General features: G+C 65.0%; 26 protein-coding genes and 1 tRNA gene. 19 read left to right on the top strand and 8 right to left on the bottom strand.

The features are described 5' to 3' along the window. Window positions 1–9 precede the first annotated feature (9 nt). Together JI749_RS02265 and JI749_RS02260 are read left to right on the top strand one after the other, a co-directional pair. On the top strand, window positions 10–426 hold the full coding sequence (locus tag JI749_RS02265) for an iron chaperone (RefSeq protein ID WP_201658316.1): 417 nt from the start codon (window positions 10–12) through the stop codon (window positions 424–426). A 102-nt stretch (window positions 427–528) separates the two neighbouring features. Further along, entirely contained in the window at window positions 529–2,784 is a 2,256-nt protein-coding gene (locus tag JI749_RS02260; RefSeq protein WP_233280834.1) for an ATP-binding cassette domain-containing protein, read from the top strand. Window positions 2,785–2,824: 40 nt separating this feature from the next. Here the strand turns inward: JI749_RS02260 and JI749_RS02255 are convergent, their stop codons facing one another. Continuing rightward, window positions 2,825–3,076 (bottom strand): DUF2188 domain-containing protein, encoded by a 252-nt coding sequence (locus tag JI749_RS02255; RefSeq protein WP_201658310.1) that lies wholly within the window; start codon window positions 3,074–3,076, stop codon window positions 2,825–2,827. 96 nt (window positions 3,077–3,172) lie between these two features. On the opposite strand from JI749_RS02255, the gene JI749_RS02250 reads away from it, so the two are divergent. Beyond that, window positions 3,173–4,276: an NAD(P)-binding domain-containing protein gene (locus JI749_RS02250; RefSeq protein WP_233280833.1), complete on the top strand. Its 1,104-nt coding sequence runs from the start codon at window positions 3,173–3,175 to the stop codon at window positions 4,274–4,276. Window positions 4,277–4,311: 35 nt separating this feature from the next. On the opposite strand, the gene JI749_RS02245 is transcribed toward JI749_RS02250, so the two are convergent. Continuing rightward, complete coding sequence (locus JI749_RS02245) at window positions 4,312–5,478, bottom strand: hypothetical protein (protein ID WP_233280832.1); 1,167 nt, start codon at window positions 5,476–5,478, stop codon at window positions 4,312–4,314. A gap of 190 nt (window positions 5,479–5,668) precedes the next feature. Here JI749_RS02245 and JI749_RS02240 point away from each other — a divergent pair, with 190 nt between their 5' ends. Continuing rightward, entirely contained in the window at window positions 5,669–6,595 is a 927-nt protein-coding gene (locus tag JI749_RS02240; RefSeq protein WP_201658304.1) for an aldo/keto reductase, read from the top strand. Window positions 6,596–6,659: 64 nt separating this feature from the next. Here JI749_RS02240 and JI749_RS02235 read toward each other — a convergent pair. Beyond that, window positions 6,660–6,734: transfer RNA gene (locus JI749_RS02235), tRNA-Gly, on the bottom strand. A 206-nt stretch (window positions 6,735–6,940) separates the two neighbouring features. Between JI749_RS02235 and JI749_RS02230 the strand changes: the two genes are divergently transcribed. From JI749_RS02230 to JI749_RS02220, 3 genes are read left to right on the top strand one after another with little or no spacing between them, the layout of a single operon-like run. Next, a complete protein-coding gene (locus tag JI749_RS02230; protein WP_201658301.1) occupies window positions 6,941–7,891 on the top strand; it encodes a thioredoxin family protein in 951 nt (316 codons plus the stop codon). Between the two features lie 7 nt (window positions 7,892–7,898). Further along, window positions 7,899–8,567 carry an LON peptidase substrate-binding domain-containing protein gene (locus JI749_RS02225; RefSeq protein ID WP_201658298.1) on the top strand — a complete coding sequence of 223 codons (669 nt, stop codon included), beginning with the start codon at window positions 7,899–7,901 and terminating at the stop codon, window positions 8,565–8,567. Window positions 8,568–8,569: 2 nt separating this feature from the next. Next, window positions 8,570–8,815: a Trm112 family protein gene (locus tag JI749_RS02220; RefSeq protein WP_201658283.1), complete on the top strand. Its 246-nt coding sequence runs from the start codon at window positions 8,570–8,572 to the stop codon at window positions 8,813–8,815. On the opposite strand, the gene JI749_RS02215 is transcribed toward JI749_RS02220, so the two are convergent. Next, window positions 8,812–9,021: a KTSC domain-containing protein gene (locus tag JI749_RS02215; RefSeq protein WP_201658280.1), complete on the bottom strand. Its 210-nt coding sequence runs from the start codon at window positions 9,019–9,021 to the stop codon at window positions 8,812–8,814. The two genes, JI749_RS02220 and JI749_RS02215, sit on opposite strands and share 4 nt — an antisense overlap. A 3-nt stretch (window positions 9,022–9,024) precedes the next feature. Continuing rightward, a complete protein-coding gene (locus JI749_RS02210) occupies window positions 9,025–10,242 on the bottom strand; it encodes an FAD-dependent monooxygenase (RefSeq protein ID WP_201658277.1) in 1,218 nt (405 codons plus the stop codon). Between the two features lie 258 nt (window positions 10,243–10,500). Here JI749_RS02210 and JI749_RS02205 point away from each other — a divergent pair, with 258 nt between their 5' ends. The 5 genes from JI749_RS02205 to JI749_RS02185 all read left to right on the top strand — a co-directional run bounded on the left by JI749_RS02205 (window position 10,501) and on the right by JI749_RS02185 (window position 16,528). Next, window positions 10,501–10,839, top strand: coding sequence for a P-II family nitrogen regulator (locus JI749_RS02205; RefSeq protein WP_201658274.1), 339 nt, complete (start codon window positions 10,501–10,503; stop codon window positions 10,837–10,839). 20 nt (window positions 10,840–10,859) lie between these two features. Then, window positions 10,860–12,221, top strand: coding sequence for an ammonium transporter (locus JI749_RS02200; RefSeq protein ID WP_201658271.1), 1,362 nt, complete (start codon window positions 10,860–10,862; stop codon window positions 12,219–12,221). Between the two features lie 450 nt (window positions 12,222–12,671). Next, entirely contained in the window at window positions 12,672–15,434 is a 2,763-nt protein-coding gene (locus tag JI749_RS02195; protein ID WP_201658268.1) for an FtsK/SpoIIIE family DNA translocase, read from the top strand. 117 nt (window positions 15,435–15,551) lie between these two features. Beyond that, window positions 15,552–16,196: an SRPBCC family protein gene (locus tag JI749_RS02190; RefSeq protein ID WP_201658265.1), complete on the top strand. Its 645-nt coding sequence runs from the start codon at window positions 15,552–15,554 to the stop codon at window positions 16,194–16,196. Next, window positions 16,196–16,528: an ArsR/SmtB family transcription factor gene (locus tag JI749_RS02185; RefSeq protein WP_201658262.1), complete on the top strand. Its 333-nt coding sequence runs from the start codon at window positions 16,196–16,198 to the stop codon at window positions 16,526–16,528. The genes JI749_RS02190 and JI749_RS02185 overlap by 1 nt, the downstream gene beginning before the upstream one ends. 4 nt (window positions 16,529–16,532) lie before the next feature. Here JI749_RS02185 and JI749_RS02180 read toward each other — a convergent pair whose 3' ends face one another. Further along, entirely contained in the window at window positions 16,533–16,838 is a 306-nt protein-coding gene (locus JI749_RS02180; RefSeq protein ID WP_201658259.1) for a hypothetical protein, read from the bottom strand. Between the two features lie 114 nt (window positions 16,839–16,952). On the opposite strand from JI749_RS02180, the gene JI749_RS02175 reads away from it, so the two are divergent. After that, the gene (locus tag JI749_RS02175; RefSeq protein ID WP_201658256.1) at window positions 16,953–17,576 is read left to right on the top strand and encodes a LolA family protein; all 624 of its coding nucleotides are present in this window, start codon (window positions 16,953–16,955) and stop codon (window positions 17,574–17,576) included. Here the strand turns inward: JI749_RS02175 and JI749_RS02170 are convergent, their stop codons facing one another. Beyond that, a complete protein-coding gene (locus JI749_RS02170) occupies window positions 17,577–18,386 on the bottom strand; it encodes an undecaprenyl-diphosphate phosphatase (protein WP_201658253.1) in 810 nt (269 codons plus the stop codon). A 113-nt stretch (window positions 18,387–18,499) separates the two neighbouring features. Here JI749_RS02170 and JI749_RS02165 point away from each other — a divergent pair, with 113 nt between their 5' ends. The 4 genes from JI749_RS02165 to JI749_RS02150 all read left to right on the top strand — a co-directional run bounded on the left by JI749_RS02165 (window position 18,500) and on the right by JI749_RS02150 (window position 21,975). Further along, window positions 18,500–19,177 (top strand): glutathione S-transferase family protein, encoded by a 678-nt coding sequence (locus JI749_RS02165; RefSeq protein ID WP_201658250.1) that lies wholly within the window; start codon window positions 18,500–18,502, stop codon window positions 19,175–19,177. A gap of 136 nt (window positions 19,178–19,313) precedes the next feature. Further along, window positions 19,314–20,450 (top strand): tRNA epoxyqueuosine(34) reductase QueG, encoded by a 1,137-nt coding sequence (gene queG, locus JI749_RS02160; RefSeq protein ID WP_407644895.1) that lies wholly within the window; start codon window positions 19,314–19,316, stop codon window positions 20,448–20,450. Further along, on the top strand, window positions 20,450–21,322 hold the full coding sequence (locus JI749_RS02155; RefSeq protein WP_201658246.1) for an NAD-dependent epimerase/dehydratase family protein: 873 nt from the start codon (window positions 20,450–20,452) through the stop codon (window positions 21,320–21,322). Before queG ends, JI749_RS02155 begins: the two co-directional genes overlap by 1 nt. Next, on the top strand, window positions 21,319–21,975 hold the full coding sequence (locus JI749_RS02150; RefSeq protein WP_201658244.1) for a GNAT family N-acetyltransferase: 657 nt from the start codon (window positions 21,319–21,321) through the stop codon (window positions 21,973–21,975). The genes JI749_RS02155 and JI749_RS02150 overlap by 4 nt, the downstream gene beginning before the upstream one ends. A gap of 54 nt (window positions 21,976–22,029) precedes the next feature. On the opposite strand, the gene JI749_RS02145 is transcribed toward JI749_RS02150, so the two are convergent. Next, window positions 22,030–22,806 carry an alpha/beta hydrolase gene (locus tag JI749_RS02145; RefSeq protein WP_201658242.1) on the bottom strand — a complete coding sequence of 259 codons (777 nt, stop codon included), beginning with the start codon at window positions 22,804–22,806 and terminating at the stop codon, window positions 22,030–22,032. A gap of 180 nt (window positions 22,807–22,986) precedes the next feature. Here JI749_RS02145 and infC point away from each other — a divergent pair, with 180 nt between their 5' ends. Together infC and JI749_RS02135 are read left to right on the top strand one after the other, a co-directional pair. After that, on the top strand, window positions 22,987–23,523 hold the full coding sequence (gene infC, locus JI749_RS02140) for a translation initiation factor IF-3 (RefSeq protein WP_201662457.1): 537 nt from the start codon (window positions 22,987–22,989) through the stop codon (window positions 23,521–23,523). A gap of 79 nt (window positions 23,524–23,602) precedes the next feature. Beyond that, complete coding sequence (locus tag JI749_RS02135; RefSeq protein WP_201658240.1) at window positions 23,603–24,460, top strand: DUF2927 domain-containing protein; 858 nt, start codon at window positions 23,603–23,605, stop codon at window positions 24,458–24,460. Window positions 24,461–24,496: the final 36 nt, after the last annotated feature.

Raw genomic sequence — 24,496 nt, 5'->3', positions numbered from 1 at the left:
GAGAACAGGATGGCCACCAAGAAGACCTTTTCCGATGCCGAACTGGAGGCGATGCAGGATGCCAAGGTCGAGCGCAAGAAGGGCAAGAAGGCCGACGGCCTGGGCGACCTGCTTGCCAAGATCGCCGAGCTCAATCCGAGCGACAAGGCCATTGCCGAGACCATCCACCGGCTGGTGACGGAGAACGCCCCTAGCCTCGCCGCCAAGACCTGGTACGGCATGCCGGCCTGGGCCAATGCCGATGGCAAGGTGGTCTGCTTCCTCACGCCGGCCGGCAAGTTCGACTCGCGCTATGCCAGCTTCGGCTTCAACGACGCCGCGCGGCTCGATGACGGCACGGTGTGGCCGACCGCCTTTGCCCTGACCAAGCTCACCAAGGCGGACGAGGACATGCTTGCCGCGCTGATCCGAAAAGCCGCTGGCTAGGCACCCAAATTCGGGCTGTCTGTCGAATCCGGGCTTGCTGACGCGTCATGTCAGCAGGCTTCATGATATTTGCCTCATGGCCAGCAGATGAGGGAGCGTCAATTGCAGCACGAGATCTATGGTTCGATCACCATCCGCGGCGCCCGCGAGAACAATCTCAAGAATGTCTCGCTCGACATTCCCAAGCGCCAGATCACCGTGTTCACCGGCGTGTCGGGCTCGGGCAAGTCGTCACTGGTCTTCGGCACCATCGCAGCGGAATCGCAGCGGCTGATCAACGAGACCTATCCCGCTTTCGTGCAGCAATTCATGCCGCGCTACGGCCAGCCCGATGCCGACCAGCTCGAGAATATCTCGGCCGCCATCATCGTCGACCAGCAAAGGCTTGGCGGCAATTCGCGCTCGACGGTGGCAACGGTGACCGACGCCGCGCAGATGCTGCGCGTGCTGTTCAGCCGGCTGGCCGAGCCCCGGCTGGGGCCGCCCAGCCTTTATTCCTACAACGATCCGCGCGGCATGTGCCCGGACTGCGAAGGCATCGGCCAGGTGGCGGCGATGGACATGTCGGCGGTGGTCGATGAGTCCAAGTCGCTCAACCAGGGCGCCCTGCTGCCCAAGGACTTTGCCGTCGACACCTGGTGGTGGGAAATCTTCAAGAATTCGGGCCTCTTCGACATGGACAAGCCCATCAAGGACTATTCCGAGGAGGAACGCCACAACCTCTTCCACCTCAACGACGGCCGCAAGATCAAGGTGGGCAAGATCGGCCTCACCTATGAGGGTGTCGTCTCCAAGCTCAAGAGCGGCCTGGGCTCTAAGGATCCCGAAAGCCTGCAGCCGCATGTGCTGCGCGAATACGAGAAGATCTTCACCCGGGCGACCTGCCCGGCCTGCCACGGCGCCCGGCTCAACCAGGCGGCCCTGGCGAGCAAGGTGGATGGCCACAACATCGCCGAGTTCTCGGCCATGCAGGTGAGCGAGCTGGCCGAAAAGGTGCGCAAGATCAAGGCGCCGCAGGTGGGCCCCATGCTCGAGGCCCTGGCGCTGCGGCTCGAAAATCTGGTGACGATCGGCCTGGGTTATCTCAGCCTCGACCGCGAAAGCTCGACCCTGTCGGGTGGCGAGAGCCAGCGCGTCAAGATGGTGCGCCACCTCGGCTCGTCACTGACAGACATCACCTATGTGTTCGATGAGCCCTCGGTCGGCCTCCACCCCCACGATGTCGGGCGTCTGGCCGGCCTGATGCAGCAGTTGCGCGACAAGGGCAACACGGTACTGATCGTGGAGCACAAGCCCGACATGATTGCCATCGCCGACCATGTCGTCGACATGGGGCCCCTGGCGGGCAGCAGAGGCGGCGAGGTGGTCTACCAGGGCGACTATGCCGGCCTGCTGCGCTCGGGCACGCTGACCGGCAACCACATCAGCAAGCACCAGCCGATCAAGGACAAGGTGCGCAAGCCGACCGGGGAGCTGAAGATTGCCCATGCCCGGCTGAACAATCTCAAAGACGTGTCGGTGACCATTCCCAAAGGCGTGCTGACCGCCGTGTCGGGCGTCGCCGGTTCGGGAAAATCCAGTCTCATCCAGGGCTGCCTGCCCCAGGCTTATCCCGACACCATCATCATCGACCAGAACCTGGCGCGCGGATCGCGGCGGTCCAACACGGCCACCTATACCGGCATCCTCGACAGCGTGCGAAAAGCCTTCGCCAAGGCCAATGGCGTCGACGCCGCCTTGTTCTCGGCCAATTCCAAGGGCGCCTGCCCCGATTGCAACGGCCTGGGTGTCATCTATACCGATCTCGCCCATCTCGATCCGATGGTCACCACTTGCGAGACCTGCGAAGGCAAGCGCTTCCTGCCCGAAGTGCTCGAGCATCAGCTGCGCGGCAAGTCGATCAGCGACGTCTACCTGATGAGCATTGCCGAAGCGGTCGAGTTCTTCACCGAGCCGGCCATAGCGCGCATCCTCAAGGGGCTCGACGATGTGGGCCTTGGCTACCTGACGCTGGGCCAGCCGCTTTCGACCCTGTCCGGCGGCGAGCGCCAACGGCTCAAGCTGGCGGCCGAACTGGGCAAGGAGGGCAATATCTACGTGCTGGACGAACCCACCACCGGGCTCCACATGAACGACGTCGATACGCTGATCGGGCTCTTCGACCGCCTGGTCGATGCCGGCTCATCAGTCATCGTCATCGAGCACAACCTGGATGTGATCTCGCGGGCCGACTGGGTCATCGACCTCGGGCCCGGCGCGGGGCAGGGCGGTGGCACGGTGCAGTTCGAAGGCGTGCCAGCCGATCTTGCCAAGGCCAAGGGTTCCTTGACCGGGCAGCATCTGGCTTCAAGAGCGTAAGGCCCGCTCACCTCTCCCCCAAAAGGGAGAGGTTTAGGCCCTAGTCCTTCAGCTCATCCTCGACTTCGGTCTCAGGCCGGTCGCCGCCATCGGCCTGCTCCTCGTGCCATTGGCCCTTGCTGTCCTGGTAGAGGATGGCTTCGTCGGCCCCCTCCAGCTGTTGCCGCTGCGCGGCAGCAACCGCGGCATCATGCGCTGCCTGGTGGGTCGGAAAGGTTTCGGAAAACACGTCGCCGACCTTGTAGGCGAAGCCGCCGTCATGCTCGACGATGTCGTAGGTAACATGTGCCATATCTGATCTCCTGACGCAGACAACCCGCGCGGTGGCTGGAGGTTGCCGATGCAGATTCGCCATCCTACATGGGTTGGGTTGTTTCGGGGGCCAGACGTGCCGGACCAGGATCAGAGCGCCCGGGTGGCCCTCAAGCTCAATATCGTCGTCATCGGGGCCGGCCAGGCCGGGCTGAGTTCGGCCTATCATCTCAAGCAGCTTGGGCTCGAGCCCGGGCGCGACTTCCTGGTGCTCGACCGCGCGCCGCAACCGGGTGGCGCCTGGCAATATCGCTGGCCGTCGCTCACCCTTTCCACGGTCAACCGCGTGCATGACCTGCCCGGCATGAGCTTTGCCGACAGTGCTGGCGGCGATGACAGCGTACGCGCCTCGGTGGCCGTGCCGCATTACTTCGCCGCCTATGAGGAGCGGTTCGGCCTCAACGTCTTGCGGCCCGCCAGTGTCAGCGTGGTCTGCGATCGGGGCGAGCGCCTGCGCGTCGAGACTGATCGGGGCCTGTTCTCGGCCCGCGGCATCATCAACGCCACCGGGACCTGGGAAAAGCCCTTCATCCCCGACTATCCCGGGCGCGACAGCTTTCGCGGCCGGCAATTGCACACCCAGCAGTTCCACGCGGCAGAGGATTTTGCCGGCCAGCATGTCCTGGTGGTGGGCGGCGGCATTTCGGCCATCCAACTGCTCGACCAGATTTCGCAGGTGACGCGCACCAGCTGGGTCACGCGCACGCCACCCCGTTTCCGCGAGGGTCCCTTCGACCAGGAGGCCGGGCGCGCGGCCGTCAAGCTGGTAGAGGATCGGGTACGCGCCGGCCTCCCGCCCAATTCCGTGGTCTCGGTCACCGGCCTGCCGCTCTCGCCGGCCATCCTTGCCATGCGCGAACGCGGCGTCTTGGAGCGGCAGGAGATGTTTACCGAGATCACCCCGTCGGGGGTGCGCTGGGCCGATGGCCGGACGCTCGATGTCGACGTGATTCTGTGGTGCACCGGCTTCCGTTCCGCGCTCGACCACCTGGCGCCGCTGCAACTGCGTGAGGAAGGCGGAGGCATCACCATGACCGGGCGGCTCGCGACGCAGGTTGGTCGCGATCCCCGCGTGCACCTGGTGGGTTACGGCCCTTCCGCCTCGACCATTGGCGCCAACCGGGCGGGAGCCGCCGCGGCCAGGGAACTCAGCACCTTCCTCGGGCTCACGACGAAATAAATGCCGCCGCACCGACAGCCCGGCGGCGTTGGGCGCTACGGCTGGGCTGCCGGATCGACCAGGCCATGCGGATGCTCGGCATTGGGGACATGGGTCAGCAGCTCGCCCTGGGCATCGACCACTGCCGGCGGATGCGCCGCTTCGTCGTAGAACAGGCCATGCAGGCCCCAATAGGCCCCGCCGATCACCACCAGGGCAGCCAGCAAGCCGGCCGGCACGCTGCCCATCCTTGGCACAAAGCCCCCCAGCTTCAGCCCCGACGGCGAGGGATCGGCGGCGATCAGGAACAGCGTTCCCATGATCATGGCGTGCCCGACCAGGTCGATGCGACCGAACGGATAGACCGCGGCGGTGAAGATGACGATGAGGGCGATCGCCGACAGCCGCCGGATGAGCGGCGTCCACAGCAGGCCGAAGCCCATGGTGAATTCGGCCACGCCCGCCATGGGAATGAAGGTGTCGCGCGGCATGCCGAACGTTAGGAAGGGACGTTCCTCGACCAGCGGGTAGAACCATTCGGCATAGGCGAACTTTTCAAGGCTCGACCACATCAGTGCAATGGCGACGCCCCAGCGCAACACGGCAAAGCGTTGCCCGTAGAACCGGCCATTGGGATTGGCGGCCAGCACCAGGTAGCCGGCCACACCAACGCCCAGCGCCAGATAATCCAGCAGGTGGAAGAAGTCATAGTCGCGCAGCGCGATGACCCAGAGGCCGATAATGCCGGCGGCCGCCAGCGGCATGGTGCGCCGCGAGAACACCAGCATGGCGATGAGCAGCTGCAGCCACGATACCCACTCGTTGGGTGTCTGCAGATCGGGCGTGAGATAGACCCCGCCCACGGCGAAGATCGCGACGAAAAAGCCGCCGATGACCACCCGCATGAAGTCGTCTGCCCGGTTCCACAGCGGTAGGCTGATGCGGTCGAGCGCGGCGCTTGCGCCTTGGCCGACCGGACCTTTTTCGAGCACCACCGTGGCCACGAAGAAGGCCAGCACCAGCACGATGCCCAGCCAGAACCAGCCATTGGCCAACGTCTGGGTTATGGGGGCCGGCGCCGAACCCACGACATAAGGTGCGAACCATTTCACATGCGCATAGGCGGGCGTCCCCAGGGTCAGCAGGAGGCCCAGGGCCGACCCCGCTGCGACCGCGGTACGCCCCAAAGCGGCGGGGGGAAAACTCCCGACAGGTTTCAACATTTCAAAAACTCCAGGCAGCATTGCTTTGTCCCGCCATCCATAGCGCGACACGCGCCGCCATTATTGACGTGGGTCAATCGATCGGTGTGTGTGCCGCTCGCCGTGGTGCGGCCGCCCCATATTTGGCGGCGCCAGTGGCGCAAGCAGCCGCTATTGTTGGCGGCAAGATTCGCCCGCGAGACCCAAGTCCATGAAGACCTATACGCTCCCCCATGCCGGCCGCACCGTATCGAGCGTCGTGCTCGGCCTGATGCGCATTCCCAAAATGAGCAATGCCGAAATCGCGACCCTGGTGGGTACGGCGCGTGACGCCGGCATCAATGTCTTCGACCATGCCGACATCTATGGCGGCGAACGCCACCTCTGCGAGAAGCGCTTCGGCGAAGCGGTGACGCTGACCGCGGCCGAGCGCGAGGCGGTGGTGATCCAGTCCAAGGTCGGCATCCGCAAGGGCTATTTCGATTTCTCCAAGGAGCACATCCTGGCGACCGTCGATGGCTCGCTGGCGGCGCTCAAAACCGATTATCTCGATCTGCTGCTGCTGCACCGCCCCGATACCCTGGTGGAGCCCGAGGAGATGGCCGAGGCCTTCGAACAGCTCGTCGCAGCAGGCAAGGTGCGCCATTTCGGCGTCTCCAACCATACGCCCGGGCAGATCGAACTGCTCAAGAGCGCGGTCAAGCAACCGCTGGTCGCCAACCAGGTGCAGCTCTCGATCACCCATGCGCCGCTTATCGCGCAGGGCATCGCCGCCAACATGGCCGGGCTCGATCAGTCGATTTCGCGCGATATCGGCCTGCTCGACTATTCCCGGCTCAAGGGCATGATGCTGCAGGCCTGGTCGCCGTTCCAGAAGGGCTTTTTCGACGGCATCTTCCTCGGCGACCAGGCCTATCCCGAACTCAACGCCGCCATCGACGAACTGGCCGCCAAATATGGCGTGACGCCCACCGGCATCGCCGTGGCCTGGATCGTGAGGCACCCCGCCAATATCCAGGTCGTGCTCGGCACCACCAATCCGGGCCGCGTCAAGGAATCGGCGGCCGGTTCGGATGTGCAGCTGACCCGCGAGGAATGGTACCGCCTGTTCCGCACCGCCGGCCACACCTTGCCCTGAGGCGAAAAAACGAAAGGCCGGACGCTAGGTCCGGCCTTTTGATCGTTTCTTCCTTTGGGAAGATTGGAGCGGGCGATGGGATTCGAACCCACGACCCTAACCTTGGCAAGGTTATGCTCTACCCCTGAGCTACACCCGCGCTCCGTTGTCTCCGGCTTGCCTTGGCAGTCCGGCGACGCGCGCCTATATGCCCAATCACTTGTCCGATTGCAACCCACAATTTGGCGCCGCCGTCATCTTGTCGTCGTCTTGTGGATTGAGGGGCTTGTCACATCACCATTTGCGGGCGCAAGAAGGTCCGCGAATATCCCAGTTTGCCAGTGTCTGAAGGGCCTTGTTTCCGTCATGTCCACTCCGTTCAACGGCGTCGCCGCTGCCCCCCAGTCCACCATCCCGGCCGGAGCGCTGATCAAGGATTCGAGCGATCAGGCCTTCAAGGCCGATGTGATCGACGCGTCCCTCGAGCAGCCCGTGCTGGTCGATTTCTGGGCGCCCTGGTGCGGCCCCTGCCGCCAGCTGACGCCGTCGCTGGAAAAGGTCGTCAACGAGAAGGCCGGGGCGATCAAGCTGATCAAGATCAATATCGACGAGCATCCCCAGATTGCCGGGCAGCTCGGCGTCCAGTCGATCCCGGCCGTGTTCGCCTTTGCCGGCGGCCGGCCCGTGGATGGCTTCATGGGCGCCATGCCCGAGGGCGAAGTGCGCCGCTTTGCCGAGCGCGTCATCTCGGGCGCCCCGGCCCCCCAGCCTGCCGAAGGCTCGATGGAAGCCCAGATCGCCGAAGCCGTCGCCGCCGCCGAGGAATCGCTGAAGGCCGGCGATCTTGCCCGCGCCGCGCAGATCTTCGGCATGGTGCTGCAGCACCAGCCCGACCATGCCGCTTCGCTGATTGGCCTCGCGCGCGTCTATATGGCGGCCGGCGAGGCCGAGCAGGCCCAGGCGACACTCGACATGCTTCCGGAAGCCGAGCGCAAGGGCGAGGCCTATACGGCTTTGGTCAATTCGATTCGCCTCCTGGGTGAGGCCGCCAACCTCAGCGAGACCGCGGCGCTCGAAGCTGCCGTGGCCGCCAACCCCGATGACCATCAGGCGCGCTACGACCTGGCGCTGGCGCTCAATGCCGAAGGCAAGCGGGTCGAGGCCGCCGAGGCGCTGGTCGCCATCTTCAAGCGCGACCGCACCTGGAACGAGGACGGCGCCCGCAAGAAGCTGCTCGAATTCTTCGACGCCTGGGGCCCGCGCGACCCGGCCACGGCAAAAGGCCGCCGCCTGCTCTCGGCCGCCCTGTTCTCCTGAGGCGACCATGCTCAAGCGACCCGCATCCCCGGCCGATCTGCCCAAATCGGTGCCGATCTTTCCGCTGAGCGGGGCCTTGCTGCTGCCCTTCTCGCACCGGCCGCTCAATATCTTCGAGCCGCGCTACATCGAAATGGTCGACGCCGCCCTGCGCGGCGACCGGCTGATCGGGCTGATCCAGCCCGAGGATACGTCCGAGGAAAGCCCCAAGGGCCGCTCCCCGCTCCAGTCCGTCGGCTGCCTGGGACGCCTGACCCATTTCGAGGAAAGTGGCGAAGGACGCTATTTCATTATTCTGGAAGGCGTTGCCCGCTTCCGCCTGGTGAACGAGCTGACCGTCATGACGCCCTATCGCCAGGGCGTGATCGCCGCGGACGATTTCGCGACCGATTTCACCCGCGATTTCGGCGAAGAGGCGGTCGACCGGGAACGCTTCGTCAAGATGATGCGCGACTATGCCGAATTCGCCAGCATCGAACTCAACTGGGAAGAGATCGAGCGGACCGGCACCGCGGACCTCGTCAATTTCTGCTGCATGGTCGGACCCTACGGTCCGGCCGAAAAGCAGGTGCTGCTGGAAGCGCAAACCCTCGAACAGCGCGCCGAAACCCTGATCGCCATGACCGAATATGAAATCGCCCGCGGCGGCAGCGGTGGCGCCGCGCCGCTCAACTGACCATGAGCCAGACGCCAGCCATCAACCCGCGGCATGTGCTCGACGTCAAGACGCTCGAAATGCTGGTCTGCCCGCTGACCAAGACGCGTCTCACGCTTTCGGCGGATCGGGCCGAGCTGATTTCGGTTGCGGCCCGCCTGGCCTTTCCCATCGTCAACGGCGTACCGCTGCTCAGCCTGGAAGAGGCCCGCACGGTCGAGCCCGAGGCCATCAGGCAACTGCCCGAACTTGGGGACGGCGACCGCTAGGGCGGGGGAATGACCTCGTAGCGGTCGCGGATATGGGCGGCAAAATACCGGCCCGGCGAGTCGGCGGAGCATAGGCCGTCGAACACGTCCTCGGACACGTCCCGATAGCCGTAGGGCCTGTCGTCACCGGTAAACCAGATGCGCAGGCAGCGCTCGTCCGCGTCATACTCCGCCCGCCACATGGCGCTGGAGTCCAGGAGAACCATGGCTCAGATCGGCAATCCGCTGAGCAGCCGCGGACCACTGGCTGAGACGCCGGAGGCCGTGCGGATCAGCGCCGACTTGATCGGGCCGGCCCGATCGACCAGGCCCAGGCCGAAATCGCGCAAGGCCCGCACCGGCGCGACGTCGTTGGAAAAGAGCCGGTTGAGGCCGTCGGTCATTGCAGCCATGCTTGCCGTGTCGAGACGCCGCCAGCGCTGGTAGCGCTCCAGCACGTCCTGGCTGCCATGGTCGAGGCCCAGGCGCACGGCCTCGATAACCACCTCGGCCAGCGCCGCCACATCCTTGAGCCCGAGATTGAGGCCCTGCCCGGCAATGGGATGCACCACATGGGCCGCATCGCCCACCAGCGCCAGTCGTGGGGCAATGAAGTCGTGCGCAATCTGCAGCTTGAGCGGGAAACCCATCAGCTGTTCTTCCACCGTCACCGAACCCAGCGTCGAACCCATCGCTGCCTCGATTTCGCCCGCCAGTTCGGCCGGCTCCATGGCGAGGAAGCGTGGCGCGGTCTCGCGGCGCTCGGTCCAGACCAGCGAAGATCGATTGCCCGGCAGCGGCAGGCTGGCAAAGGGTCCGGCTGGGCGGAAATGTTCATAGGCCACCCCGTCATGCGGCAGTTCATGGCCGATGGTGGTGACCAGGCCCACCTGGCCATAGTCATGCCCGATGACGCCGATGCCGGCCATGCCGCGCAGGGCCGACTGGCCGCCATCGGCCGCGACCAGCAGCGGCGCACTGAGCACCCGGCCATCCTCCAGCGCCAGTCGGGCGGCGCCACCCTCGACGCTGTAGCCGGTGACCACGGCAGGGGCGACGACGGAAATCTGGTCGGCCACGGCATTGAGCAGCACCCGCCCACTGACGCCGTTGGGCACCATATGGGCAAAGGCCTCGCCCGGCGCGATATCGCCGTCGAACGTCAGGAACAGCGGCCGGGCAATATCACCCTGGCCCGAATCGGTGATGCGCATGCTGGTGATGGGCTGCGACGCCGCAGCCATTTCCGGCCACACGCCGAGCGCCTCGAACACGCGTCGTACACCGGCAGCAATGGCCGATGCCCGCGCGTCGCGCGGCACCGAAAGTGGCCGTCGGTCGACCAGGCCGACGCGAATGCCCCTGGCCGATTGCACCAGCGCCAGGGCGAGCGTGAGCCCCACCGGGCCGCCGCCTACGATCAGGACGTCATAAGTTTGCTGGCTCATCTGCGTCTCCTTGGAGCCATTGTGGACCTGCAGTTATTTTGCGCAAGCGCGCGGATCGCCGCGGCCTGCTGCAAATTTGTTCAATCCCGTCCAGAAATGCCCAACGATTGTGCAGTTTGTCTGGCTCGCCCAACGCTTATTGCCTGCCAAATCGTTAACTCTTTGAATTCATGTGCATTTTCGCGCCATGGCACAATTGGCACGGCGCTTGAGTCTATCTGGCCATTCCAGACAAGCGCCAAGCGCAAAGGGGCTCACATGAAACTGGTGATCGCAATTATCAAGCCATCACGCCTCGAAGAGGTTCGCCAGGCTCTCAACTCCCTCGATGTCCACGGCATGACCGTGACCGAGGTGAAGGGTTATGGCCGCCAGAAGGGGCATTCGGAAATTTACCGCGGCACGGAATATGCCGTGCACTTCCTGCCCAAGCTCAAGATCGAGATCGCCGTCGACGACGCGCTCGCCGATGCCGTGAGCACCGCCATCCGCGACAGCGCCCAGACTGGCCGCATCGGCGATGGCAAGATTTTCGTGCTCGATCTGCTCGCCGTCACCCGTATCCGCACCGGTGAAACCGGCGCGGCTGCCCTCTAAGCGTCCTCGGGAGAAAACAGATGAAGACGTCAAAGATTTTGGGGAGCGCCGCACTGGCTTCCCTCCTGCTGGCCCTGCCGGCATTTGCGCAGGACGCTGCTGCGCCTGTGGTTGAAGAAGCCGCCGCGGTCGTCGACAAGGGCGACGTGGCCTGGATGCTGGTTTCCACCATGGTCGTGATCGTCATGACCATCCCGGGCCTGGCTCTGTTCTATGGCGGCCTGGTTCGCTCCAAGAACATCCTGTCGGTTCTCACCCAGGTGTTCCTCGGCTTCTCCATGATTGCCATTCTCTGGGTCGCATACGGCTATTCGCTGGCCTTTGCCGGCCCGACCGAGGGCGGCCTCTCCGCCTTTGTGGGTGACTTCTCCAAGTTCTTCCTCAGCGGCGTCACGCTCGACAGCCGCGCTGCCACCTTCTCGGCCGGCTTCGAACTGCCTGAAATGGTCTTCGTGGTCTTCCAGCTGACTTTCGCCTGTATCACCTCGACCCTCATCGTCGGCGGCATTGCCGAGCGCATGAAGTTCGGCGCGCTGATGGCATTCCTGGCCATCTGGTTCACCTTCTCCTACATCCCCATGGCCCACATGGTCTGGTCGGGTCCGGGCCTGCTGTTCGGCCTGGGTGCCTATGACTTTGCCGGTGGTACCGTGGTTCACATCAATTCGGGTGTGGCCGCTCTCGTCGCCGCCATCGTGCTTGGCCCGCGTCTGGGCTACATGAAGGAGCCCATTGCCCCGCACAACCTGGTCTGGACCTATGTCGGTGCGGGCCTGCTGTGGTTCGGCTGGTTTGGCTTCAACGCCGGCTCCAACCTCGAAGCCAACGCGCTCACCGCCGTTGCCCTGATCAACACCGTGCTGGCTCCGGCCGCCGCGGCGCTGGCCTGGGCCCTCGGTGAAAAGATCACCCGGGGTCACGCTTCGGCACTGGGCGCAGTCTCGGGCGCCGTTGCCGGCCTGGTTGCCATCACCCCGGCTGCCGGCTTTGCCGGTGTGGGCGGCGCTATCGTGCTGGGTGCCATTGCCGGCATCGTCTGCCTCTGGGCCGTCGTCAACCTCAAGCCCATGCTCAAGTATGACGACTCGCTCGACGTGTTCGGCATCCACGGTATCGGCGGCATCGTCGGCGCGCTGGGTACGGCCATCGTCGCCAGCCCGGGCCTGGGCGGCTATCCGCTGGGCGTGGCCGAGGAATATTCGGTCACCGGCCAGTTCATGATCCAGCTGACCGGCGTGGCCATCGCCATCGTCTGGTCGGGTGTGGTTGCCCTGGTTGCCATGCTGATCGTCAAGGCCATCTTCGGCGGTGCCCGTGTCGCCGAATCGAGCGAAAGCGACGGCCTCGACCTCTCGAGCCATGGCGAGCGCGCCTACAACTAAGTCCGACTTCCCGGGCGGCGTTCGCGCCGCCCGGTCTCGCCATTCGAGCATAGCTCTCATGGCCTTCTCGTCTCAAATCGCTTCACGGAAGCGATTTGTCCTTCGGAACGCCTCGAAGTTGATCGTGGCGTGCGGCTCGTGTCCCTCTTGGCCCGCCACAGAGGCTTCCCACTCGCAAAACTGCACGGGCCGCACTCCACGATCAACCCGCTTACCCTGGCCCGCCCTCCCTCGCGCTGCCAGTGGTCCTCTGGCCCGCTTCCCCGAAGCGGGCCATTTTCTTTGGTCGGGGAGTTTCAGTCGTCTCCCTCCCATCGAGGGGGGAGGCCAATCGAGTTCGCGTCGCCAACAGCGCCCTGACGTCCCCATGGTTAGCCTTGGGTTAACCCGATCGATCTAGCATGGCGGCATATTGGGCCCGGTCAGTTCCGGGCAGTATTGAGTTCGCCCATGCCCAGTTCTCCCTCGCCCGTGCTTGACGAAATCCGGTCCGTGCCGCAGCGCTCGCGCGCCGGTACCTCGAGGAGCGCGCCCGTGCCGCCCCCGGCCCTGGCGATTCGCATTCCGGTGCGGGTGGTCGGCCTGGTGCTCCTGGGGCTCGTGGCCGTGTGCCTGGCGGCGCTGACCTCCTGGTCGGTGGATGATCCGAGCTTTTCCTATGCCACGGCGAAGGCGCCGGCCAATTGGCTGGGGTTTCCCGGCGCCGCCATAGCCGATGTGCTGTTCCAGGTGTTCGGGCTTGCCGCCCTGGCCCTGCTGGTGCCGCCCGCTCTCTGGGGCTGGGCTTTCGCCCGCCGCCGCATGCCTAGCCATATGGGCCTGCGCTTGCTCGCCTGGATTGCCGCGACCTTGCTGCTGGCCGGCACCCTGGCCTTTGTTGCCATGCCCGCCAGTTGGCCGCTGCCCACCGGCCTGGGTGGCCTGGTCGGTTCGGGCTCCGTCGCCCTCGCGGCCCTGGTGACCGGCGAAGCGCCCCAGGCGATAACCTCGGCATTGTTCGCCATCCTCATCGCCATTCCCGCGCTGGTCGCGTTCTGGATCGCCATGGGCCTGGGCACGTCCGTGCCATCCGGTCCGCGCAAGGCCGCCCCGGCCGCGGCAGGACGCAAGGGCGTGGCCGCCGACCCGGTCGAGACCGACGACCCCGAAACCAATCCCATCCTCGATATCGTCCTGGGCGCGATGGTTCATACCGGCTATTCGCTTCGCACCGCCTTCCGCCGTGCCCGGGCCAGCCATGCCGAGCGCCGGGCCGCCGAAGCCGCCACCTGGCGCGATGACGAACTCGAACCGAGCCTTGATGGGCATGCCCCCGTTGCCGAGCGGCGCGAGCCCTCGGTCGCCCCCGCCCAGCCGCGCCGCATCCATGCGCCAGGGGTGCGCGGCGCCGGCCATGAGCCCGCCTTCGACGACGAACCCGCTTTCGACGCCGAGCCGGAAATGTCGCCGCGCATCAATGCGCGCCCCAGCTATGACGATACCGAGCTCGACTACCCCGACGAGGCCGAGGACGACATGCCCTTCGTGCCTGACGTCCCGGCGGCGGCGCCGGTCAATCATCACCAGCGCGGCGATTCGCGTTTCCATCCGGTCGACCCGGCCAAGCCGCGTGTCACCGCGCCGGCACCGCGACCGGCCCAGGGCCAGCGCGTCATGCGCGAGGCGCAGGCTTCGTTCCTCGACGAGCCCGGTGGCTTCGAACTGCCGCCGCTGAGCCTGCTCTCCGAACCCAGACATAACGGGCCTTCGCCCGAGCACGCGCCCGAACGGCTCGAAGCCATGGCGCGCCGCCTCGAGGAAGTGCTGAGCGACTTCGGCGTCAAGGGCGACATCATCAATGTCCGCCCCGGCCCGGTCGTGACCCTGTTCGAACTCGAACCGGCCCCCGGCATCAAATCGAGCCGCGTCATTTCGCTGGCGGACGATATCGCTCGCTCGATGTCGGCGATCTCCGCCCGCGTCGCCGTGGTACCCGGTCGCAATGCCATCGGCATCGAGCTGCCCAACCAGAACCGCGAAACCGTCTATTTCCGCGAGATGCTGGCCAGCTCCGATTTCGAGAAGATGAAGGGCAAGCTCCCCATCTGCCTGGGCAAGACCATCGGTGGCGAACCCGTCATCGCCGACCTGGCGCGCATGCCGCACCTGCTCATCGCCGGCACCACCGGCTCGGGCAAGTCGGTGGGTATCAATACCTTCATCCTCAGCCTGCTCTACCAGATGACGCCAGAGCAGTGCCGCATGATCATGATCGATCCCAAGATGCTCGAACTCAGCATCTATGACGGCATCCCCCATCTGCTCACCCCGGTCGTCACCGACCCGCAAAAGGCGGTGGTGGCGCTCAAATGGGCGGTGCGCGAGATGGAAGATCGCTATCGCAAGATGAGCAAGATCGGCGTCCGCAATATCGACGGCTTCAACCAGCGCGTCAGCGAATCCAAGGCCAAGGGCGAGATCATCACCCGCACGGTGCAGACCGGCTTCGACCGCGAAACCGGCGAGGCGATCTTCGAGAGCGAGGAATTCGACCTCGAGCCATTGCCCTATATCGTAGTCATCGTCGACGAAATGGCCGACCTGATGATGGTGGCCGGCAAGGATATCGAAGGCGCCATCCAGCGCCTGGCGCAGATGGCCCGCGCCGCCGGCATCCACATCATCACCGCCACCCAGCGCCCCTCGGTCGACGTCATCACCGGCACGATCAAGGCCAACTTCCCCACGCGCATCTCGTTCATGGTCACGTCCAAGATCGACTCCCGCACCATTTTGGGCGAGCAGGGCGCCGAACAGCTGCTGGGCAATGGCGACATGCTCTACATGGCCTCGGGCGGCCGCACCAAGCGCCTGCACGGCCCCTTCGTGGCCGACAGCGAAGTCGAGGCCGTGGTCAACCATCTCAAGGCACAGGGCGCCCCCGATTACCTCGATTCCATCACCGAGGAAGAGGACGAGGGCGGCAGCTTCGGCGAGGACAGCTTTGGCGAGACCTCCAATGGCGGTTCGGGCGACGAGCTCTACGACAAGGCCGTCCATATCGTGCTGACCGACAAGAAGGCTTCGACCTCCTATGTGCAGCGCCGTCTCGGCGTCGGCTACAACAAGGCGGCGACGCTGATCGAACGCATGGAGCGCGAAGGCGTCATCAGCCAGGCCAACCATGCCGGCAAGCGCGAAATCCTGGTCGGCAACAACGCAGACGGCTACTGAGCCGTACAAGAACGCCTTAGAAGCCCCGGCCCGTTGCCGGGGCTTTTTGTTGGCGGGACGATGGACTCTATTTCAGTCTGAGCTTATATAAGCCACAACCGAAAAAGGAGCGAACCGATGACCTTCGATATCGCGGCCCATCTGGGTGCCATGACCCGCGAGGTGCGCAATCTGGAGAAAGACGGCCAGCCGGCCAAGGCGGTGATTGCCTCCCGCGTCTATGACACCACGCCCGCCGATCTCTGGGACGCCCTGACCCGGCCCGAACGGCTCAAGCGCTGGTTCGCACCCGTCACCGGCGATCTCACCTTGTCAGGTCGCTATCAGGTCGAAGGCAATGCCGGCGGCACGGTGCTTGAATGCGTGCCCGAGCGAAAACTGGCGCTCACCTGGGAATTTGCCGGCACGGTCAGCTGGGTCAACCTTGTCCTGACGAAGGAGGGTGGGGGGACCAGGCTCGAGCTCGAGCATATCGCGCCACTCAGTCCGCATTGGGACACTTATGGGCCGGGCGCCGTCGGCGTCGGCTGGGACCTGAGCTTTCTCGGCCTCTCCGCCCATTTCGAGCGCCCCAACGACGACGTGCGGGCCGAGGGGACGGGCGGCTGGGAAACGTCCGACGAAGCCAAGGCGCTGGTGCGTGCGGCCAGCGGTGACTGGGGCCAGGCCGCCATCAGGGCGGGCGAGGCTCAAGACCATGCCCTCAAGGCCGCCGAGGCGACCCGGCGCTTCTATTCGGGCGAACCACCGCTGGAGGGATGATGCACGCCTTTGACGTCCTGGGCGACCCGGTGCGGCGGCGCATCCTCGAGCTGCTCTCCGAGCGCGAGCATGCGGCAGGCGAGGTGACCGAGGTGATTGCCGCCGAATTCGGCATCTCCCAGGCCGGCGTCAGCCAGCATCTGAAAGTCCTGCGCGACAATGGCTTCGCCCGGGTGCGACCCGAGGGGACGCGTCGGGTCTATGCGCTCGACGCGTCCCCGCTGCGGGATATCGATGACTGGCTTGAGCGCTTCCGCGCCTTCTGGCCCCACAAGCTCGAAGCGTTGGCCACTGAAATCGCCCGTGGCAAGAAGCAGCGCGACCGACGCTGAGCGCCTAGTCGCAGACCATGGGCCCCGATTCCACGGCGAACTGCCGCGGACCGACCATCGGCTCGGCGCCTGCAGCCGGTGGCACATCGACGATCACCACCTCCATGCGGCATGGGCCGCTGATGACGTCGTAGAAGTCGGTGCCCTTCATCACGATGGAATCGATCGGGTGATCAATGCCGAATTCCTCGACCACGTGCGCGAGTATCGCTTCCAGTTCATGCTGCCGCTGGTAATGCGGCGGCAGCGCCGCCAGGGCCGGCGCGGTACCCGCCAGCATGGTCAAACCAACCCATTTCCACCGCGCCATAAGTGTCTCCATCTCTGGCTTTGCTGTACGGCAGCTGAACGGCGGGAACCACCTGTTGCCGCAATTGCTTTCTAGGCTAGCCTATAACCAACCAATAGTCGGGGACCATCCTCCATGATTCGCCGCGATGCCTTGTTGCTCGGTCTTTCCGCCGCCTTCGCGCTCAGCGTGCCCGCCTGGGCGCTCGACCGGGCGCTGACGCCCGAGGAGCAGCAGCTCATCGCCGATATCGGCGCGCACAATTCGGCCATCCGCACCATGGTCGGCCGGTTCCTGCAGATCGACACCAATGGCGGGCGCACCGAAGGCACGTTCTTCCTCGAGCGCCCCGACAAGATCGCCTTCCGCTACGCGCCACCCAGCCGCGAGGAAATCGTCTCGGTCGGTCGCGGCTTCTACGTGCTCAACCGGCGCGACGAGACCTATTACGCCTATCCGCAGGACTCGATCCCGCTGCGCCAGTTCCTGGGCGACAAGATCGACCTGCTCAACGCTAACGTGGTCGATGTCACCAACTCGGATGGCTACATGGCCATTACGGTCATCGACGAGACGGTGGCGGGCACCGTCCAGGTTTCGCTGATTTTCGATACCGATACCAAGGAACTGGCGCAGTGGAGCCTGGTCGAGCCCAGTGGGGCCGAGTTGACCTTTTCGCTCTATGACGTGGAGAAGGACGTACAGATTCCGCGCGCCTTCTTCTCCATTCCCGCGACCTACAAGCCGCTCGAGCAGTAGCTACCGGATGACCACCAGGGCGATGAGCCCTGCGCCGCCCACCACGATCCGCCACCAGGCGAAGGGCGCGAACCCGTACTTGCTGACAAAGCCCAGCAGGTACCGCACCACCAGGGCACCCACGATGAAGGCCGCGGCAAAGCCGATGCCCACATTGAGCGCGATCGAGCCGTCGATCAGGTCGCGGCTCTTGTAGAGGTCGTAGCCGAAGGCGCCCACCATGATGGGCAGCGCGATAAAGAAGGTGAATTCGGCCGCCGCGCGCTTGGTCGCGCCGAACAGCATGCCGGCGACCACGGTCGATCCCGAGCGGGACACGCCGGGCACCAGGCTCACCATCTGGAACAGGCCGACAATGAGCGCCAGGTGCCAGGGAAACTCGTAGATGTCGTCATATATCTCCCGCTTGGGCATGCGATCGACCAGCAGCAGGATGATGCCTCCGACCACCAGGCTGATGCAGATGACCATGGGCGATTCCCATAGCGCGCCCTGGATGAAGTCGCGCAGCAACACACCCGCCACCACCGCCGGCAGACAGGCCAGGATCACCGAAAGCGCAAAGCGCCAGGCATAGGCCTTGCCAGTCAGCGCGTCGCGGATCAATACCGCCAGTTTGGTGAAATAGACCGTGATGACCGCCAGGATCGCTCCGAGCTGGATAAGCACGATGAAGGTGTCGGGCTGGGTGAGGCCAAAGAAGTGGCCGGCCAGCAGCAGGTGTCCGGTGGAACTGACGGGCAGGAATTCGGTAAGGCCTTCGAGAATTCCGAGGATAAGCGGCACAAAAAGACCTTGATCGGCGTTCATTTGATCCCCTAATTCAGTCCCATTGGGTCATCGAGCGGGCAAGCTCTAGCGCTGTTCGTTCCGAGCGCCAAGCAACCGCAACGCGGCGGCCGAAAATAGAGACGAGCGTCCACATGCCCAGCCTGCTGCACCATCCCCTCGATCCGTCCTCGCGTCTCATCCGGCTGATGTGTGCGGAATACGGTGTGCCGCTCGACATGGAGGAGATCAAACCCTGGCTGCGCACGCCGGAATTGCTCGAAATCAACCCCGCCGCCACGCTGCCGATCTTCCTGGGTGACGACGACCAGCCGATCGTTGGCTTGCTGGCCAACATCCACACCATCGAAGATCTCTATACGCCCAGCGTCGTCATGGGCCTCATTCCCGCCGAACCGGCGCCGCGTGCCGAAATGTGGCGCATGATCGAATGGGTGATCTTCAAGCTCAATGACGAAGTCACCCGCTATGTGCTCGAAGAAAAGATCGTCAAGCGCGACCAGCGCGGCGCGACGCCCGAGCCGTCGGTGCTGCGCGTGGCCAAGACCAATCTCAACGAGCATATGCTCTATTTCAACTGGCTCTTCGCCAACCGCTCCTGGCTGGCCGGCGATACGCTGACCCTGGCCGACTTCGCCCTGGCGGCGCATCTGTCGACCCTGGACTATCTGGGTGACATCGACTGGGGCAAGGCGGGGGAAACCCGCGACTGGTATTCCCGCATCAAGTCGCGCCCGGCCTTCCGCACCCTGCTTAATGACCGCGTCGTGGCCATGCCGCCGCAAAAGGGCTATGCGGATCTGGATTTTTGAGCGGCTGATGGCGTTTTACCCACCAGCCGTCACCCTCGGGCTTGACCCGAGGGCTCTGCACTTTGCCGCGCGTCTGGTAAGTACAAAGCCCTTGGGTCTAGCCCGAGGGTGACACGTAGTGGGTGGGACTAGTCCCGTGGCCAATTCTGGTAGTCTCGAAGCCGAAAAACTCGTCGCCGAATTGCGCAGTCGCGCCCTGGCGCTGGGCTTCGACAGCTTCGGCATCGCGCCCGCCGATGCGCGACCCGACCTGCCCGAAAAGCTCCATGCCGCCCTGGCCGCAGGCTGGCATGGCGACATGGAGTGGATGGCGGAAACGTCCGACCGCCGGGCCAGTCCACGGGGCATGTGGCCCGAGGCGAAGTCGGTGATCGTCCTTGGCATCAACTATGGTCCCGAGACCGACCCGCTCGCCATCCTCGGCGAGCCATCGCTGGGCACCATCTCGGTCTATGCCCGCAATCGCGACTATCACGAGATCATCAAGGGCAAGCTCAAGGAACTGGCAGGCCTGCTGGCGCGGCGCTCGGGCGCCGAGGTCAAGGTCTTCGTCGATACGGCGCCACTGATGGAAAAGCCGCTGGCCGAGGCGGCGGGGCTGGGTTGGCAGGGCAAGCATACCGTGCTGGTCAGTCGCGACTTCGGCTCCTGGCTGTTCCTGGGCGCCATTCTGACCTCGGCCGAATTGCCCGGGGATATCCAGCATGAGGAGAGCTGCGGCAGCTGTACGCGCTGCCTCGATATTTGCCCCACCAATGCCTTCCCCGCCCCGTTCCAGCTCGATGCCCGCCGGTGCCTGGCTTACTTGACCGTCGAGCATAAGGGGCCGATTCCATTGGAGTTCCGGGCGCCCATGGGCAACCGCATCTATGGTTGCGACGACTGCCTGGCGGTCTGCCCTTGGAACAAGTTCGCCTCGGTCAGCCGCGAGGCAAGGCTGCGGGCGCGGCCCGAGCTGGAGCGGCCCGCCCTGGCCGATCTGGTGCAACTCGATGATGCCGGATTCCGGGCATTGTTTGCCGGCTCGCCCATCAAGCGCATCGGGCTGGCGCGGTTCCTGCGCAACGTGTTGATTGCCATTGGCAATTCGGGCGACCCGGGCTTCACGCCGCTGGTCGAAGCGCGGCTTGGCGCCGACGATCCCTTGGTGCGCGGGGCCGCGATCTGGGCGCTGCGGCGATTGGCGCCCGCGCGCGCCCGTGAGCTCAGCCTTGCCTATCTGCCCCGGGAAAGCGATAGCTCGGTGGCGGCCGAGTGGACCGGGGATATCTGATGCGTGCCTTCTTCTTCGGGCTGGGATTTTCATCGACTTATGCTGCCGATGCGCTGCGGAAACAGCGACCGACTGTTGACCTTTTTGGCACGGTTCGGACACCGGACAAGGCCGAAACGCTGCGAGCCGGTGGCATAAAGGCGCATGTTTTCAACGGCACGGCCCCAGGCCCTACCCTGGGCCCGGACATGCGCTCGTCCAGCCATGTGATCTTTTCCATCGCGCCCGGCGCCGATGGCGATCCGGCGCTCATCCACCACCGCGCCGATCTCGATGCGGCGACCGACCTGCAATGGCTCTGCTATTATTCCACCGTCGGCGTCTATGGGGATTTCGCCGGCGCCTGGATCGACGAGACCGCGCCGCTGGTGCCGCGCAACGAGCGGAGCGACCGGCGCGTGCTGGCCGAGCAGGTCTGGCGGGACTATGCCGCACAGCGCGGGGTGCCGCTCACCATCCTGCGGCTGGCCGGCATCTATGGGCCGGGCCGCTCGACCTTCGACAAACTGCGCGACGGCACGTCGCGCCGCGTCGTCAAGCCTGGGCAAGTTTTCAACCGCATCCATGTCGAGGATATCGGCCGGGTAACGGCCCTGGCGGCGGAAAATCGGCTGGACGGCACCTTCAACCTGGGCGATGACGAGCCGGCGCCGCCCCAGGAGGTGATTGCCCATGCGGCTGCCATGCTGGGCATCGAGCCGCCGCCGGAACTGCCCTATGAAACGGCCCCGATGACGCCGATGCAGCGCAGCTTCTACGCCGACAACAAGCGCGTCTCGAACGCCGCCATCAAGCAGGCGCTGGGTATCCAACTACTCTACCCGACCTATCGGGAAGGACTGGCCTCGATTTTGGACAAGGAACAAGCATGAGCGCCCCGCAACCCGCCAAATCCGCCCCCGAGCGCATCGTCCTTGAGGGCCGCTACGTCCGCCTCGAACCCCTGGCACCCCAGCATGCCGCCGACCTTTTCGCGGTCTCGACCATGCCCGGTGGCGTCGAGCGCTATCGCTGGCTGTCCCAGCATGCGCCAGGCAGCGTGGCCGAAATGGAAGCGCGGATCGAGCATGCCATGACGCAGACCGATCCGCTCTATGTCGCCGTGGTCGACCAGGCGAGCGGCAGGGCGGTCGGCCAGCAGGGCTGGATGCGTATCCGACCCGAACATGGCTCGATCGAGATCGGCGGCATCCATTGGGGCCTGCCCATGGCGCGTTCGCGCCTGGCGACCGAGGCGCTCTACCTCTTCGCGCGGCATGCCTTCGACGATCTGGGCTATCGGCGTTTCGAATGGAAATGCAATGACCGCAACGCATCCAGCAAGGCGGCGGCGACGCGCTTCGGTTTCCAGTTCGAGGGCCTGTTCCGGCAGGACATGATCATCAAGGGTATCAGCCGCGACACGGCCTGGTTCTCGATCATCGATGGCGAATGGCCGGCAATGCGGGCGGAGTATGAGCGCTGGCTCTCGCCGGAGAACTTTGACGCGGACGGCGTGCAGTGGACGAAGCTCAGGACGCGGTAAGTCCCACCGGGCCACGCCTTACCTCGCCCCTCGGGGGCAAGGTAAGAGGAGCGTTTAGCCCTCCACCAGCCGCATCAACGTCTCCCGCAGCCGCTGCAGATCCTCTTCCCGGCTCAAGCGATGGTCGCCGTCCGGGATCAGCGTCAGTGTCACCGGGTCATGGAGGATATGCGTCACCAGCTTGATGGCATGGGACGGCGGCACGTCGGGGTCCTGCCCACCCTGGAGGATGGTGACCGGGCAGCCGGTCTCGATGACGCTGCCAAACAGCCGGTGTTGTGCCCCATCTTCGATCAACACCCGCGTGATGCGATAGGGCGTGTCCGAATATTGGCTGGGCTGGTCTACATAGCCGTTGTTCTGCAGCGATTCATGCTCTTGCGGCGTGAAGTCGGGCAGCATCAGCTCATGCGTCATATCGGGGGCAGGGGCGATCAGCACCAGGCCATGGGCAGGGTTGCCCCGGCGCAGCAGCGCGCGGGCGAGCAGCAAGGCCAGCCAGCCGCCCATGGATGAGCCCACGATGATCTGGGGTCCGCCGGTGGTAGCAAGGACCGCCTCGGCCTCCTCGAGCCAGCGGCTTATCGTCCCCTGCTCGAAATCGCCCCCGGAAATGCCATGGCCGGAATAGTCGAAGCGCGTGACCGCCAGCCCCTGCTCGGCTCCGAGCATATCGAGCGCCATTGCCTTGCTGCCGGACATGTCCGAGCGGAAGCCGCCCAGCCAGAAGATGCCCGGCGACTTGCCGGCCCTCTGCGCCACCGCGATGTCGCGTGCCGCCGCTCCGCTGCCCACGGTGATCCGAAAGCTCTGCAACGGCGATTGTGTCATGGCACTTTCCCTTTCGTGAATACCAAGCGTTAGCTACACCCGCAGGGCCCGGCAATCACGGCGTTTCCAAGGCGCAACAGGCCGGATTTTCTGGCGCTTTGCCTGTTGACTTATGGTCCCGGTAACACGATTTTATGCGCGATTTCACCACCCGGCTTAACAACGCAAGGATCGTTTGCCATTCGTCGTCCCATGAGACCCGTCGCGCCCCAGAAAGATGGGCCGCCCTCTAACGAAGATATCACCAGCCCCGATGTGCAACTCATCGACGCTGAAGGCGAGAATCGTGGCGTGGTCCGCACGCGCGAAGCTCTCGCAGAAGCCCAGGAACAGGGGCTCGACCTTGTTCTGATCTCTCCCAACGCCGTGCCGCCGGTCGCCAAGATGCTGGACCTCGGCCGCTTCAAATACGCCGCGCAGAAAAAAGCTGCCGAGGCGCGCAAGAAGCAGAAGGTGATCGAGGTCAAGGAAGTCCAGCTGCGTCCCAACATCGATACGCATGACTATGACACCAAGATGAAGGCGGTGCAGCGCTTCCTCGACGATGGCGACCGGGTCAAGGTCACCATGCGCTTCCGTGGTCGCGAAATGGCGCACCAGGAACTGGGCATGCAGCTGCTAGTCAAGGTGCGCGAACAGATGGAGCCCGTGGCCAAGGTCGAGAGCCAGCCGCGCTCGGAAGGCCGGCAGATGGTCATGGTCCTGGCGCCCAAGTAGGGGCGACGGCACTGGAATGAAGAAGGCCCGCGCGAGCGGGCCTTTGTTTTGGCAGGTCGCAGCCAGCGGGAGATCTCTCATGCCAGCCATTGTGCGCATCGACGTCGTCCTGGCGCTTAGCTTCCTCCTGGCACTGCCAGCTGAGGCGGCCTGCGACGTGGCCCTGTCGCCGGCCGATATCGACCGGGCGATCGCCATCTCCATTGGTGCCGAATACGGCGATGCGCGGGCCGCGGTGGCCCGCTGGCACCGCGATGTTACTGTCGGCGTGGCCGGCGACGCACGGCCCGAGGACCGCGCCACGCTGGCCGCAGTGGTTGCCGAGCTGGGCACATTGATCGCCCCCACGCGCATTCGGCTGGTCGAGGGTGGTGCGGACATGCTGGTGCAGTTCGCCCCGGTGGACGAGTTTTCCCAGCTCAACCCGAACTATCAGCCCGACAATTACGGGTTCTTCTGGATGCACTGGGACGGCGCGGGGATCACCGATTCCGATGTGCTGATTTCCACCACCGGCCTGACCCGGGCCGAAACCGATCACCTGATCCGCGAGGAGGTCACGCAGGCGCTGGGCATGGCGAACGACCTGGGCGACGAGGCCGACAGTATCTTCTATGCGCCCTGGACCGATACGCAGGCCTATTCACCCTCCGACACACGGGTGATCCGCGCCCTCTACTGCGCCGACGTGCGGCACGGCATGGCGGTCGACGATTTCAGGGACGTCCTGGCAACGCAGGCCAAGCTACTGGATCCGGCCGAGATCGCCGCGCTGCAGCGCGCGCTGGTCGCCCGCGGCCACCCGATCTCGGACGCCGGCGGTATCGTGGGTGACGATACGCGCCAGGCCATCCGCGCCGAGCAGGGGGCACTCGGTCTCTACGCCGACGGCGAACCCAATCGGGGGCTCATAGCCAGGCTCAAGGTGAAGTTGTAGCCGGCTGCAAGCAGACACCCTCCCGCGGGGGAGGGT

The organism is Devosia oryziradicis, from assembly GCF_016698645.1.
Lineage (GTDB): Bacteria > Pseudomonadota > Alphaproteobacteria > Rhizobiales > Devosiaceae > Devosia > Devosia oryziradicis.
The sequence above is the reverse complement of the archived record's forward strand: the minus strand, read 5'-3'. Positions and strand labels throughout refer to the sequence as shown.

What these genes read in the sequence shown, in the direction of transcription:
- JI749_RS02265 (WP_201658316.1), top strand. Translation starts at nt 10, where the DNA reads ATGGCCACCAAGAAGACCTTTTCCGATGCCGAACTGGAGGCGATGCAG.
- JI749_RS02255 (WP_201658310.1), bottom strand. Translation starts at nt 3,076, where the DNA reads ATGGCACATGTTACCTACGACATCGTCGAGCATGACGGCGGCTTCGCC.
- JI749_RS02245 (WP_233280832.1), bottom strand. Translation starts at nt 5,478, where the DNA reads ATGTTGAAACCTGTCGGGAGTTTTCCCCCCGCCGCTTTGGGGCGTACC.
- JI749_RS02240 (WP_201658304.1), top strand. Translation starts at nt 5,669, where the DNA reads ATGAAGACCTATACGCTCCCCCATGCCGGCCGCACCGTATCGAGCGTC.
- JI749_RS02230 (WP_201658301.1), top strand. Translation starts at nt 6,941, where the DNA reads ATGTCCACTCCGTTCAACGGCGTCGCCGCTGCCCCCCAGTCCACCATC.
- JI749_RS02225 (WP_201658298.1), top strand. Translation starts at nt 7,899, where the DNA reads ATGCTCAAGCGACCCGCATCCCCGGCCGATCTGCCCAAATCGGTGCCG.
- JI749_RS02220 (WP_201658283.1), top strand. Translation starts at nt 8,570, where the DNA reads ATGAGCCAGACGCCAGCCATCAACCCGCGGCATGTGCTCGACGTCAAG.
- JI749_RS02215 (WP_201658280.1), bottom strand. Translation starts at nt 9,021, where the DNA reads ATGGTTCTCCTGGACTCCAGCGCCATGTGGCGGGCGGAGTATGACGCG.
- JI749_RS02210 (WP_201658277.1), bottom strand. Translation starts at nt 10,242, where the DNA reads ATGAGCCAGCAAACTTATGACGTCCTGATCGTAGGCGGCGGCCCGGTG.
- JI749_RS02205 (WP_201658274.1), top strand. Translation starts at nt 10,501, where the DNA reads ATGAAACTGGTGATCGCAATTATCAAGCCATCACGCCTCGAAGAGGTT.
- JI749_RS02200 (WP_201658271.1), top strand. Translation starts at nt 10,860, where the DNA reads ATGAAGACGTCAAAGATTTTGGGGAGCGCCGCACTGGCTTCCCTCCTG.
- JI749_RS02195 (WP_201658268.1), top strand. Translation starts at nt 12,672, where the DNA reads ATGCCCAGTTCTCCCTCGCCCGTGCTTGACGAAATCCGGTCCGTGCCG.
- JI749_RS02190 (WP_201658265.1), top strand. Translation starts at nt 15,552, where the DNA reads ATGACCTTCGATATCGCGGCCCATCTGGGTGCCATGACCCGCGAGGTG.
- JI749_RS02185 (WP_201658262.1), top strand. Translation starts at nt 16,196, where the DNA reads ATGCACGCCTTTGACGTCCTGGGCGACCCGGTGCGGCGGCGCATCCTC.
- JI749_RS02180 (WP_201658259.1), bottom strand. Translation starts at nt 16,838, where the DNA reads ATGGCGCGGTGGAAATGGGTTGGTTTGACCATGCTGGCGGGTACCGCG.
- JI749_RS02175 (WP_201658256.1), top strand. Translation starts at nt 16,953, where the DNA reads ATGATTCGCCGCGATGCCTTGTTGCTCGGTCTTTCCGCCGCCTTCGCG.
- JI749_RS02170 (WP_201658253.1), bottom strand. Translation starts at nt 18,386, where the DNA reads ATGAACGCCGATCAAGGTCTTTTTGTGCCGCTTATCCTCGGAATTCTC.
- JI749_RS02165 (WP_201658250.1), top strand. Translation starts at nt 18,500, where the DNA reads ATGCCCAGCCTGCTGCACCATCCCCTCGATCCGTCCTCGCGTCTCATC.
- JI749_RS02155 (WP_201658246.1), top strand. Translation starts at nt 20,450, where the DNA reads ATGCGTGCCTTCTTCTTCGGGCTGGGATTTTCATCGACTTATGCTGCC.
- JI749_RS02150 (WP_201658244.1), top strand. Translation starts at nt 21,319, where the DNA reads ATGAGCGCCCCGCAACCCGCCAAATCCGCCCCCGAGCGCATCGTCCTT.
- JI749_RS02145 (WP_201658242.1), bottom strand. Translation starts at nt 22,806, where the DNA reads ATGACACAATCGCCGTTGCAGAGCTTTCGGATCACCGTGGGCAGCGGA.
- JI749_RS02135 (WP_201658240.1), top strand. Translation starts at nt 23,603, where the DNA reads ATGCCAGCCATTGTGCGCATCGACGTCGTCCTGGCGCTTAGCTTCCTC.